The organism is Gryllotalpicola sp. (genome assembly GCF_027352875.1).
Lineage (GTDB): Bacteria > Actinomycetota > Actinomycetes > Actinomycetales > Microbacteriaceae > Gryllotalpicola.
In genome coordinates this window covers 25,544-37,932 of the sequence record NZ_DAIEII010000051.1, presented here as the reverse complement: position 1 = coordinate 37,932, position 12,389 = coordinate 25,544, and the positions used below count along the sequence as shown (strand labels likewise).

Sequence of the window (12,389 nt, the reverse complement as noted above, 5' to 3'; positions counted from 1 at the left end):
AGATCACGATGACCGTGCCGGGGGGGACGAGCGGGACGCCGGCCGTGGGCACGGTCAGCGTGACGCCGTCGTACATCACGCTGCCCTCCCCGAGCGTGAGCCTCACGAACGGCGAGCTCGTCTTCTCGTTCACCGCTACCTATGTGCCAAACGGTGCGGTGATCTCGATCCAGATCACCGGGCTCACCAACACGAGTGTCGCAGGGAGCTACCCCTCGGCCATCACCACGTATCCGAGCACGGCGTTCCAACCGCCTGTCGACTCGGGGGTGGCGCCGGCCGTCACCTTCAGCGGCACGGCCCTGACGTCGCTCTCCTGGTCGGTCTCCTCGACGGCCATCAGCGCCACCAACGTCGCCTACACCTTCAGCTTCGCCCTCTCCGCGCCGAGCACCCTCAGTTCGATCTCGATGAGCGTGCCATTCGGCACGTCCGGTTCCCCGGTGGTCAACTCGGCCAGTCCGGGGGCCATCGCCGGCGGCACCGTGGCCCTCAGCGGGACGACGTTGACCTACTCCTTCACCGCCGCCTCGGTCAGCTCCAGCGCCACCATTACCCTCGTGATCGGGGGGATGACGAACACCTCGACGGCCGGGAGCTACGCCTCAAGTGTCACTGCCTACGACGGTGCCTCGGTGGTGGCCTCCGGCACCACGCCGACGGTGACCTTCACCTCCACCGCCCTCACCTCACTCTCGTGGAGCGCCTCGTCGACGACCGTGAGCACCGCGGGGGTCGCCTACACCTACGGCTTCACGATCGCATCGGGAACGTCGCTCTCCTCGGTCACCCTGACCGTGCCCGGGGGCACGGGCGGGACACCGACCGTCGGCACGGTCAGCGTCTACAGCCCCTCGAGCCAGGGCTACATCACCCTGGCCAACCAAGCAGTCAGCCTCTCTCTCACGACCCTGACCTTCTCCTTCAACAGCGTCTACATCGCCAGCGGCGACGTCTGGTCGATCCAGATCAACGGGCTCACGAACACTTCCAGCCCTGGCACCTACACCTCGTCGATCACGACCAAGAACGGCTCTGCGGCCGTCGACTCGGGGACCACCCCCAGCCTCTCCTTCAGCTCGAGCGCCCTCGGCAACCCCACCTGGACCGCCTCCTCCACTGGGGTGGGCAGCGCCAACACCACCTATACCTACACCTTCGCCATCCAGGTCAACGCCACCATCGATGCCATCACCATGACCGTGCCCTCGGGCACCGCTGGCACGCCAGCCGTCGGCACGGTCACGCCCGCCGCCCTGAGCGGCGGCACGGTCAGCCTGGCCTTGAACACGCTCACCTACACTTTGGCCTCAGCGACATCGGTCGGCATCAACACCAACGTCTCGATCGCCATCACCGGTCTCACCAACACCTCGAGCGCCGGGGCCTACACCTCGACCATCACCATCAGCGACCAAGGCACCGCCATCGCCTCCGGCACCACCCCGTCGGTGACCTTCACCTCGACCGTGCTGACCGCGCTGTCCTGGTCGACCTCGGCCAACCACACCTCGGCGACCGGGGTCACCTACACCTACGGCTTCACCACGGCCTCCACGACCAACTTGAACCAGGTGACGACGACCGTTCCCAACGGGACCGCGGGAACCCCGGCGGTCGGGACGGTCACCCCGGCGGCCTTGGCGGGGGGGGCGGTGGCGCTGAGCGGCACCACCCTCACCTACACCTTCAGCGCCACCTACGTGACCTCGGGCACCGCCGTCTCCATCGCCCTCACTGGCCTCACCAACCCGACGACGCCAGGCACCTCGACCTCGGTCGTGGCGACCAAGAACTCCGGGGCGACCATCGACTCGGGGACGACCCCCTCGGTGACCTTCGTCGGCGGACCCCTCGGCTCGACGAGCTGGACCACCTCGTCCACCACCTCCGGAGCGAGCGCCTCCTACACCTACTAGTTCACCACGGCGTCCACCTCGCTCCTCACCTCGGTCACGATGTCCGTGCCGAGTGTCACCCAGGGGACGCCGACGATCGGCACGGTCACGCCGAGCTCGATCACGACGGGAGCCAGCGTCTCGCTGAGCGGGACGACCCTCACCTACTCCTTCTCCTCGACCTCGGTGGCCGCCGGGACCGACGTCTCGATCGCGCTCAGCGGACTGACCAACACCACGAACACCGGAGCCTTCGCCTCGCTCGTGACCACCTACAATGGGGCGAGCAGCATCGACAGCGGCACCTCGGAGTCGGTGACTTTTGTCGTGCCCACACCCCAGTCGCTCACCTTCGCGAACACGTGCAGCGTCGGATCGGGGACCTGCACGGCGAATGCCTCGGGGGGCACCGTGATCACCCTCGTCGCCCTGCCCGGTGGCTCCTTCACCACCTCGAGCGTGGTCCTCACGGTCCAGACCAATGCGACAGGCGGCTACCGGGTGCGGGTGAGTTCCTCCGCGCTCACGACCCTCGGCGGCTCGATGCTCGTCCAGGCCTCGACCTCGGGAGCGTCGTCTCGGCCGGTGAACGTCTTCTACGCCAGCGCCTCGCTCAGTGGATCGGGATCCTCAGGGGCGGCGCTCTGCACCCCCTACGGATCGGGCACGCCCTACGTCGGCTACTCGACGAGTTCGGTGACCAGTATCTGGAACGCCACGAACGGCACGGGGGCCGGATCGGACACGGTGACGCTGACCGACGCCGTCCAGGTGACGACGACCCAACCGGCGGGCATCTATACCGGCACCATCTTGTACCTGGTGGAGCCGGCCTTCACCGGGTCCTCGTCGTGCTGAGGTCCCGTCAAGGAGGACCCATCGATGCTTGACGGCAGGACCGAGATGTACGGCTCAGCGTGGGAGAGCAAGCTTCTCCGGTCTCGTCCATCCCCTGCGGTTCAATCGATCGTTGTTCCAGATTGACGGCCGTTGGCTATCCTGCCGAGGTGAAGAGGGGACGTTCAATCGGGAATGTCAAGCCGACCTGGAGCGGCATCGGGGAATGCCGGGATCCGAAGGGTGACCCCAAACCGGTCGTGCGAGGCGAGGAGTAGGAGCAGTCCGGTCAGATGGATAACCCGAACACGACTAACGACCGGCGCCCGCCTCTCTGCCAAGACGGTCCGCCACAGCAAGCCCGCGTTTCGTCAGGAGTACGTCGCCCCGCCCGGTCGACTAACCACATCAGCTAGATATCCTCCAAACGCATCCTCGGCTCGTCGAGCAGCAGCACATCAGGGTCGTGCACGAGCGCGCGCGCCAGGCTGAGGAGCTGCTTCTGGCCGCGGGACAGCACCCGGGTGCGCCGTCGGGCGAGGGGATCCAGTCGGACCAGCGAGATGAGCTCCTCCGCGCGAGCGCGGGACGTTCCGGGAGACATCCCGTACAGCCTCCCGGTCAGCGCCAGCGCCTCGGTGACGGTGAGGTTCGGCCAGGAGCCGAGAACGTCGGGCATCCAGCCGGTGACCCGGCGCACCGCATGCGGCGCGGCGATCGGGTCCAGGCCGTTGATGCGCAAGGATCCGTGATCCGGTACGAGGAGCGTGGCGAGCATGAGCAGCAGGGTCGTCTTGCCGGAGCCGTTGGGTCCGACGAGCGCGGTCACCTCGCCGGCTCGCGCTTCGAAGCTGATGTCGCGCACCGCCTGGACCGCGCCGAACGAGCGGGCCGCGGCGTGGACGACGATTCCGCGCTCTTCGCTCGGCATGGCTCGAAGCTAGCGCATCGCTCGTAACGCGGCGAAACCTTTCGGCGAATGCGCACGACGGCCCCGGCTACACTGGGGCTGTCCTCTGGTGCGAAAGCCGAGCCCGGCACCCGCGCTCCGCTTCACCGTTTAACCACCATGAGCACATCGGCCTCCTTTTCGTTCGAGCTGTACCCGCCGCGCAACGCGGCGGTCGCCGCGCGCATGCCGCAGACGGTCCAGCGCCTCGCGGCGGCCGGTCCGAACTTCATTTCGGTGACCTACGGAGCGGGAGGCTCGTCGCAGAGCGCCTCGCTCGACGTCCTCAAACTGCTGCTCGAGACGACGAGCGTGCCCGCCATGGCCCACCTCACGGCCGTCGGCTCGACGTATGCCGAGGCCGCCCGCGTCGTGCGCGAGTTCCTCGACGCGGGCGTGCGGTCCTTCCTCGCCATCCGCGGCGACGCACCCGACGGCACGGCGGCGGATGCCCCGCGCGGCGACTTCGCGACCGCCGCCGAGCTCGTGCAGCTCATCCACCGCGTGCAGGCCGAGCGCGCCCCCTACCGCGAGGTCGCCCTGCCCGGTTCGCCCGCGGTCGCCCTCGACGCCGACGGCCGCGAGAAGGTCGTCATCGCGGTCGCGGCGTTCCCGAACGGCCATCCCGAGTCGCGCACCATCGACCGCGACATCGACGCCCTGCTCGCGAAGCAGGCGGCGGGCGCGAACCTCGCCATCACGCAGCTCTTCTTCCACGCCGAGGACTACCTCTCCTTCGCCCAGAAGGCGAAGGAGGCCGGCGTCGAGTTCCCGATCCTGCCGGGCATCATGCCGGTGACGAGTCCCGCGCGCCTGAAGCGCATGCTCGAGCTCTCCGGCGAGGACCTGCCCAGCGAGCTCGCCATCGCGCTCGAGGTCGAGCCGACCGACGAGGGCCGCCGCGAGGTCGGCATCGAGTACGCCGCCTCGCTCGCGAGCCGGCTCGTCGCAGGCGGCGCCCCCGGAATCCACCTCTACACCTTCAACCAGGCCGCACCCGCGCTCGACGTGCTCGCGCGCGCCGGCCTCGTCGACTCCGCCACCACTGAAAAGGAACCAGCATGACCGCGACCAACGACTCCGCGTTCCCCGTCGGCACCGTTATCGGCTACCCGCGCATCGGCCGCCGCCGCGAGCTCAAGAAGGCCGTCGAGGCGTTCTGGAAGGGCTCGATCGACGCCGCCGAGCTCGAGGACCAGGCCAAGCGGCTTCGGGCCGCGACGCGCGAGCGCCTCGCCTCGCTCGGCCTGGGCGCGGCTGACAGCGCCATCCCGGAGTCGTTCTCGTATTACGACCAGGTGCTCGACGCTGCCGTCACCGTCGGCGCGGTGCCGACGCGGTTCGCGTCGCTGCAGGATGCCTCCGGCCGCGTCGACCTCGCCGGCTACTTCACCATCGCCCGCGGCGAGGGCGACAAGGCCCCCCTCGAGATGACGAAGTGGTTCGACTCGAACTACCACTACCTCGTGCCCGAGGTCGGCCCCGAGACGGTCTTCCGCCTCGCGAGCGACTACCTCGTGACGCAGTTCGAGGAGGCGAAGGCGGTCGGCTCTCTCACCCGCCCCGTCATCGTCGGCCCCGTCACCTTCCTCGCCCTCGCCAAGCCGTCCGACGACGCGCCTGAGGGGTTCCGCCCGCTGAGCCGCCTCGCCGACCTCGTGCCCGTCTACGCCGAACTGCTGCAGCGTCTCGCCGCGGCCGGCGCCGAGTGGGTGCAGCTCGACGAGCCGGCGCTCGTCAGCGAGTCGCTCGAGGATTCCCGGGCGGACGTGCTCGCCGCCGCGGCGTCGGCCTATAGCGCCGTCGGCGCCCTCGACGGCAGGCCGCAGCTCTTCGTCGCGGCTCCGTATGCGGCACTCGACGACGCGCTTCCCGTGCTTGCAGCGACCCAGGTCGAGGCGATCGGCCTCGACCTGGTGCGCGGTGCGATCCCCACCGGGCTCGATGCGGCAACGGCGGCCGCGCTGCGGGGCAAGACCCTGGTCGGCGGCGTCATCGACGGCCACAACATCTGGCGCGGCGACCTCGACGCGGCGTTCGGCGTGCTCGAGGCGCTGGCAGCGCTGTCGCCGAAGGTCGCGGCAGCCACCTCGACGTCGCTCCTCCACCTGCCGCACGACGTCGAGGACGAGCCGCACCTCGACGCTCGGCTGAAGAGCTGGCTCGCCTTCGCCGACCAGAAGGCGGCCCAGGTGGCCGTGCTCGCGAAGGGCCTTGTCGAGGGCCGGAACGCGATCCAGGCCGACCTCGACGCGGCATCCGCTGCCCTCGTCGACCGCCGGAGCGCGCCGGGCGTGCGCGACGGCGCCGTGCGTGCGCGCCTCGCCGCGCTCACGGAGGCCGACTTCAACCGCGGCGCCTACGAGGCGCGCCTGGCCGCCCAGGAGGCGAAGCTGCACCTGCCGCTGCTGCCGACGACGACGATCGGCTCCTTCCCGCAGACGGGCGACATCCGCAAGGAGCGCGCGCGGTTCCTCAAGGGCGAGATCGGCTGGGACGAGTACCAGCAGGCGATGCGCGAGGAGATCAAGCGCGTCGTCGACCTGCAGGAGGAGATCGGTCTCGACGTGCTGGTGCACGGGGAGCCGGAGCGCAACGACATGGTGCAGTACTTCGCCGAGAACCTCGACGGCTTCGCGGTGACCGAGAACGGCTGGGTGCAGTCCTACGGTTCGCGCGCCACCCGCCCGTCGATTCTCTGGGGCGACGTCTCGCGCCCCAAGCCCATCACCGTCGAGTGGTCGACGTACACCCAGTCCCTCACCGACAAGCCGGTCAAGGGCATGCTCACCGGGCCAGTGACGATCCTCGCCTGGTCGTTCATCCGCGACGACCAGCCGCTCGGCGAGACGGCCCGCCAGGTCGCGCTCGCCCTGCGCGATGAGATCCACGACCTCGAGGCGGCCGGCATCGGCGTCATCCAGGTCGACGAGCCGGCGCTGCGCGAGCTGCTGCCGCTGAAGAAGAGGGACCAGGCCGCCTACCTCGACTGGTCGGTGGGTTCGTTCCGCCTCGCCACCGCGGGCGTCGCGGACGAGACGCAGATCCACACCCACCTCTGCTACTCGGAGTTCGGCGTCATCATCGACGCCATCAGCAACCTCGACGCGGACGTCACCTCGATCGAGGCTGCCCGGTCGCGCATGGAGGTCGTGCACGACATCGAGACGAGCGGCTTCGCGCATGGAGTGGGCCCCGGCGTCTACGACATCCACTCGCCGCGCGTGCCGTCGGTGGCCGAGGTCACCGAACTGCTCGAGAAGGCCGTCGCCCACATCCCGACCCGCCAGGTGTGGGTGAATCCGGACTGCGGTCTCAAGACCCGCGGCTACGACGAGACCGTCGCCTCGCTGCGGAACATCATCGCGGCGACGAAGACCGTGCGCGCGGAGCTCGAGAAGGCCTAGCCGATCGGCTGTGAAGGGGGCGGGATTCCGAGGAATCCCGCCCCCTTCGCGCTGGAGACGACGAGCTACACCGAGCGCAGCACCGCGACGACCTTGCCCAGCACGACCGCCTCGTCGCCGAGGATCGGCTCGAAGGCGGTGTTGCGCGGCAGCAGCCAGGTGTGCCCGTCGCGCTGGCGGAAGACCTTGACGGTCGCTTCGCCGTCGAGCATCGCCGCGACGATCTCACCGTTCTCGGCGGTGTGCTGCTGGCGCACGACGACCCAGTCGCCGTCGCAGATGGCGGCGTCGATCATCGACTCGCCGACGACTTTGAGCATGAAGAGGTCGCCGCCTCCGACGAGCCGGCGGGGCAGCGGGAACACCTCGTCGATCTGCTGATCGGCGGTGATGGGGATGCCGGCGGCGATGCGCCCCACGAGCGGGACGAGCGTCGCGTCGCCGACGGGGATCTTGGAGTCGAAGTCCTCGGATTCCTGCGCGGGAGAGGGGGTGTCGATGAGGATCTCGAGGGCGCGCGGCCGGTTGGGGTCGCGGCGCAGATAACCGCTGAGCTCGAGCTGCTGGAGCTGGTGCGTGACGCTCGAGAGCGAGGCGAGCCCGACGGCGTCGCCGATCTCGCGCATGCTCGGCGGGTAGCCGCGGGCCGCCAGCGACTTCTTGATGACGTCGAGGATGGCGAGCTGTTTGTCGCTGAGGCTTGTGCGACGCCTCGTCTTGGGCTTGGTGTCGGTCACTGCGCTCCCTTACGGACTGAATGTCAGTGGTTCGTGTTTGCATTTTGACAGCAGAAGAAAACTAGCGAAGGAACCGCCGGTTTTCGCGGATGTGTTCGAGTGTGTTGCCGAAACACTCGAAAACATTCGCCTGACACTCAGTATTGCGCAAACCGAGAATCGAAATTATATTCTAGTCTAGGGTTTCCCATCGAATATCCGTTCCGAAGAAAATGACCAACCTGGAGGTAGCACAATGAGCACCATCGCAACAGGTGTGTACGCGCCTGCTCGAGGCGCAATGCCCGGCATGGTCGGTGTCCGCGAGGCGGTCGTGCGCAGCCGCCTGCGTCTGACCCGGCGCGGTCGTGCGGTGGTCGCCGCCGTCATCGTGACCCCCGTCATCGTCACGCTTGCTGTGCTCGGCCTGTCCGGCGGCAACGCGGCGGCGAGCACCGATCCGTCGAACGTCTCGTTCCAGCACGTCACCGTGCAGCAGGGCGAGTCCCTCTGGCAGATCGCCGAGACCATCGCCCCCGACGCCGACCCGCGCGTCGTCATCACCGCCATCGTCGACCTCAACCAGCTCGCGTCGGCGACGGTGTTCGCGGGCGAGAGCCTCGCCGTTCCCACGCAGTACTCGCACTGATCCGCCTTCTACGATTGACGGGTGACGACGCTCGACGACCTCCCTCTTCGAGATGACCTTCGCGGCCTCAAGCCCTACGGGGCGCCGCAGGCTCATCTGCGGGTCGAACTCAATGTCAACGAGAACACCCACGGCGTCCCCGCCGAGGTCCAGGTCGACATCCTGAACCGCCTCCGCGAGGCCGTCGCGAACGCGAACCGCTACCCCGACCGCGAGTTCACCGAACTGCGCGAGGCTCTCGCCGACTTCCTCGGGCACGGTCTCACGCCCGATCAGATCTGGGCGGCCAACGGCTCGAACGAGATCATCCAGCAGATCCTCCAGGCATTCGGCGGACCCGGGCGCGTGCTGTTCTCCTTCGAGCCCACCTATTCGATGTATCCGCTCTACGCCAAGGGCACGGCGACGAACTATGTCGGCGGTCGCCGCGAGGCCGATTTCACGCTCGGGCCCGAGGACGCAGCGGCCCAGGTCGCGGCCGGGCACCCCGACGTCGTCATCCTGTGCTCCCCGAACAACCCGACCGGAACCCCGCTGAGCCTCGACGTCGTCAAGGCTGTCTACGAGGCGACGCGCGGCATCGTCGTCGTCGATGAGGCGTATCAGGAGTTCGCGCCGAAGGATGCCCCAAGCGCCCTCAGCCTGCTGCCGGGCCGCGAGCGGCTCATCGTCTCGCGCACCATGAGCAAGGCGTTCGCCTTCGCCGGGGTGCGACTCGGCTATCTCGCCGCCGACCCCGCCGTCGCCGACGCCCTGCGGCTCGTGCGCCTGCCCTACCACCTCTCTGCTCTGACGCAGGCCGCCGCCCTCGGCGCGCTCGCCCATACCGACCTCATGCTCCAGAACGTCGACGACATCAAGGTGCAGCGCGACCGCATCATCACCACCCTCAAGGGACTCGGCCTCACGGTGCACGCCTCGTGGAGCAACTTCGTCCTCTTCGGCGGACTGGACGACCCGCACGGGCTCTGGAACGCCCTCTACGAGGAGGGCATCATCGTCCGCGAGACGAGCATTCCCGGCCACCTGCGCGTCACCGCCGGGACCCAGGACGAGACGAGCGAATTCCTCAGCGCGGTCGCCCGATACGTCCGGAACCGCGCCGAGGCCGCGAATCCGGCCTCGGTAGGCTAGAGGCATGACAGCACGTCAGGCCTCGATCAGACGCGAGACGGGCGAGTCGAGCGTCGAGTTGAGCCTCGACCTCGACGGCTCCGGCCGCGCCGACATCGACACCTCGGTGCCCTTCTTCGACCACCTGCTCACCGCGTTCGCCAAGCACTCGCTCACCGACCTTGCGGTGCGTGCGAAGGGCGACACCCGTATCGACGTGCACCACACCGTCGAGGACACCGGCATCGTGCTCGGCCAGGCGATCAAGCAGGCGCTCGGCGACAAGAGCGGCATCAGCCGCTTCGGCGACGCGCTCGTCCCGCTCGACGACGCCCTCGCGCAGGCCGTCGTCGACGTCTCGGGCCGTCCCTACCTCGTCCACGAGGGCGAACCGGCCGGCTTCGAGTTCCACCTCATCGGCGGCCACTTCACCGGCTCCCTCGTGCGCCACGTCTTCGAGGCGATCGCGTTCAACGCCGCGCTCACGGTGCATGTGCGCGTCCTCGCCGGGCGCGATCCGCACCACATCGCCGAAGCCGAGTTCAAGGCTTTCGCGCGCGCGTTCCGTCAGGCGAAGGCGCTCGACCCGCTCGTGAGCGGCATTCCGTCGACCAAGGGCGCGCTGTGAGCGCACCGCGCGTCGTCGTCCTCGACTACGGCTCGGGCAACATCCACTCGGCCGCCAAGGCGCTCGAGGCCGCCGGTGCGACGGTCGAGGTGACCCGCGACCGCCGGAAGGCGATGGATGCCGACGGCCTCGTCGTCCCCGGCGTCGGCGCCTTCGAGGCGGTCGTCAGCCGGCTCAAGGCAGTCCGGGGCGACGAGATCATCGACCGTCGCCTCGCGGGCTCCCGCCCGGTGCTGGGCATCTGCGTCGGCATGCAGGTGCTCTTCGAGACCGGCGACGAGCGCGGCGTGAAGTCGGAGGGCCTGGGGGAGTGGCCGGGCGCAGTCGACGAGCTGAAGAGCGACATCCTGCCCCAGATCGGCTGGAACACCGTGAGCGCGCCCGAGGACTCCGTGCTGTTCGACGGCGTGGGCGAGGAGCGCTTCTACTTCGTGCACTCCTTCGCCGTGCAGGACTGGACGCTCGAGACGCCGCCGCCGTACCCGGCGGCGAAGGTGACCTGGGCCGACTACGGCGGCCCATTCGTCGCAGCCGTCGAGAACGGGCCGCTGTCGGCGACGCAGTTCCACCCCGAGAAGTCCGGCCAGGCCGGCATCCGCCTGCTCACGAACTGGGTGAACGCGCTGTGAGCCGGCTCGTGCTGCTGCCCGCGGTCGACGTGGCAGACGGAAAGGCCGTGCGCCTCACGCAGGGCGAGGCCGGCAGCGAGACGAGCTACGGCAGCCCCGTCGACGCGGCCCGCGAATGGGTCGACCAGGGAGCCGAGTGGATCCACCTCGTCGACCTCGACGCCGCGTTCGGCCGGGGCGAGAACCGCTCGATCCTGCGCGACGTGCTGCGCGAGGTGTCCGGCGTGAAGGTCGAGCTGTCCGGAGGGATCCGCGACGACGCGAGCCTCGAGCACGCGCTGGAGATGGGCGCGACCCGCGTCAACCTCGGCACTGCGGCCCTGGAGAACCCCGAGTGGGCCGGTGCGGTGATCGGGCGGTACGGCGAGCAGATCGCCGTCGGGCTCGATGTGCGCGGCACGACGCTCGCCGCCCGCGGCTGGACCAAGGACGGCGGCGATCTCTGGGAGGTGCTGTCGCGCCTGGAAGAGGCGGGGTGCGCGCGCTACGTGGTCACCGACGTGACCAAGGACGGCACGCTCATGGGCCCGAACCTCGACCTGCTCACGCAGCTGACCGAGCGGACGTCCAAGCCCATCGTGGCGTCGGGCGGCATCTCCAGCCTCGACGATCTGCGCGCGCTGCGCGCGCTGGTGCCGGCCGGCGTCGAGGCTGCGATCGTCGGCAAGGCGCTGTACGCCGGGGCGTTCACGCTCGTCGAGGCGCTCGATGTCGCCGGCCGCTGACGGCCTAGAGGCGGAAGCCTCGCGGACCTCGGCGTCGTCGGGCGCCGCCGCAGGCGGGAGGCGCCTGTTCGGCGCTACCGCCGACGCGGATTCCGCGGGCCAGCCCTGGGCGGGCCGCTCCTTCCAGCCGAACCCCGCGGCCGCCGACGACGGCGCAGCCGACCCGGTGCTGCTCGCCGCGCTGACGGCTTTTGCGTCAGGCGCCGACGATCCGGTCGCCATCGTCGAAGCCTTCCGCACCGCCCGCCTGCTCGTCCCGCTCGTCGCGCACGCGGGCGACGTGGGGCACGCGCCGGATGGCCATCTCGTCGACAAGACGCAGGAGCTCGCCATCGTCACCGTCGCCGGCCCCGACGGGCGGCGGGTGCTTCCGGCCTTCAGCTCGGTGGAAGCGATGCGACTCTGGGATCCGAAGGCCCGGCCCGTTCCCGCCGCGGGTCCCCGCATCGCGCTCGCCGCCGCGAGCGAGGGCACGGAGCTCGTCGTCGTCGATCCGGCGAGCCCGCACGAGCACGTACTGCGTCGTCCGGCCGTGCGGGCCCTCGCGACCGGCGCGACCTGGATTCCCGCTGCGGAGAATCCTGCGGTCGCGGCGGCGTTCGCCGAATCCGTCGCCGCCGATCCCGACGCGGTCGCGGTCGCCCTGGAGGGCGCCGACCCCGCCTACCGGTTGCGCGCGGAGGAGCTGCTGGTGCGGCTCACCCTGCGACCTGGCCTCGACCAGGCCGGCCTCGACGCGGCCGTCCGGCGCCTCGGCGCCGCCTGGGCGGCCTCCGCCGCGATCGCCGACGGCGTGGATTCTCTCCGCCTCGCGCTCCGGTAGGTTCGGGCCGTGCCG

The 12,389-nt window shown here is 69.6% G+C and carries 11 protein-coding genes and 1 pseudogene; 10 read left to right on the top strand and 2 right to left on the bottom strand.

Annotated features, from left to right (window positions below; translation table 11 throughout):
• Window positions 1-1,919, top strand: a 1,919-nt coding sequence (locus M7D61_RS06210; RefSeq protein ID WP_298228639.1) for a hypothetical protein, incomplete at its 5' end; no start/stop codon positions are given.
• 39 nt (window positions 1,920-1,958) lie between these two features.
• The gene (locus M7D61_RS06205; RefSeq protein WP_298228637.1) at window positions 1,959-2,756 is read left to right on the top strand and encodes a hypothetical protein; all 798 of its coding nucleotides are present in this window, start codon (window positions 1,959-1,961) and stop codon (window positions 2,754-2,756) included.
• 415 nt (window positions 2,757-3,171) lie between these two features.
• Here the strand turns inward: M7D61_RS06205 and M7D61_RS06200 are convergent.
• Window positions 3,172-3,666 (bottom strand): annotated as a pseudogene (locus tag M7D61_RS06200) (ABC transporter ATP-binding protein); the annotation flags it as partial.
• 138 nt (window positions 3,667-3,804) lie between these two features.
• Between M7D61_RS06200 and M7D61_RS06195 the strand changes: the two are divergent.
• Complete coding sequence (locus M7D61_RS06195) at window positions 3,805-4,749, top strand: methylenetetrahydrofolate reductase (protein WP_298228635.1); 945 nt, start codon at window positions 3,805-3,807, stop codon at window positions 4,747-4,749.
• Window positions 4,746-7,091, top strand: coding sequence for a 5-methyltetrahydropteroyltriglutamate--homocysteine S-methyltransferase (metE, locus tag M7D61_RS06190; RefSeq protein ID WP_298228634.1), 2,346 nt, complete (start codon window positions 4,746-4,748; stop codon window positions 7,089-7,091). The genes M7D61_RS06195 and metE overlap by 4 nt, the downstream gene beginning before the upstream one ends.
• Before the next feature lie 65 nt (window positions 7,092-7,156).
• Here metE and lexA read toward each other — a convergent pair whose 3' ends face one another.
• The gene (gene lexA / locus M7D61_RS06185; RefSeq protein WP_298228632.1) at window positions 7,157-7,828 is read right to left on the bottom strand and encodes a transcriptional repressor LexA; all 672 of its coding nucleotides are present in this window, start codon (window positions 7,826-7,828) and stop codon (window positions 7,157-7,159) included.
• Window positions 7,829-8,063: 235 nt separating this feature from the next.
• Between lexA and M7D61_RS06180 the strand changes: the two genes are divergently transcribed.
• From M7D61_RS06180 to M7D61_RS06155, 6 genes are read left to right on the top strand one after another with little or no spacing between them, the layout of a single operon-like run.
• The gene (locus M7D61_RS06180) at window positions 8,064-8,456 is read left to right on the top strand and encodes a LysM peptidoglycan-binding domain-containing protein (RefSeq protein WP_298228630.1); all 393 of its coding nucleotides are present in this window, start codon (window positions 8,064-8,066) and stop codon (window positions 8,454-8,456) included.
• A 21-nt stretch (window positions 8,457-8,477) separates the two neighbouring features.
• A complete protein-coding gene (locus M7D61_RS06175; protein ID WP_298228628.1) occupies window positions 8,478-9,590 on the top strand; it encodes a histidinol-phosphate transaminase in 1,113 nt (370 codons plus the stop codon).
• Between the two features lie 4 nt (window positions 9,591-9,594).
• Complete coding sequence (gene hisB, locus M7D61_RS06170) at window positions 9,595-10,197, top strand: imidazoleglycerol-phosphate dehydratase HisB (RefSeq protein ID WP_298228626.1); 603 nt, start codon at window positions 9,595-9,597, stop codon at window positions 10,195-10,197.
• Window positions 10,194-10,826: an imidazole glycerol phosphate synthase subunit HisH gene (gene hisH, locus M7D61_RS06165; RefSeq protein WP_298228624.1), complete on the top strand. Its 633-nt coding sequence runs from the start codon at window positions 10,194-10,196 to the stop codon at window positions 10,824-10,826. The genes hisB and hisH overlap by 4 nt, the downstream gene beginning before the upstream one ends.
• Window positions 10,823-11,551 (top strand): bifunctional 1-(5-phosphoribosyl)-5-((5-phosphoribosylamino)methylideneamino)imidazole-4-carboxamide isomerase/phosphoribosylanthranilate isomerase PriA, encoded by a 729-nt coding sequence (gene priA / locus M7D61_RS06160; protein ID WP_298228622.1) that lies wholly within the window; start codon window positions 10,823-10,825, stop codon window positions 11,549-11,551. The genes hisH and priA overlap by 4 nt, the downstream gene beginning before the upstream one ends.
• A complete protein-coding gene (locus M7D61_RS06155) occupies window positions 11,535-12,374 on the top strand; it encodes an SseB family protein (RefSeq protein WP_298228620.1) in 840 nt (279 codons plus the stop codon). Before priA ends, M7D61_RS06155 begins: the two co-directional genes overlap by 17 nt.
• The last annotated feature ends 15 nt before the right edge of the window (window positions 12,375-12,389 follow it).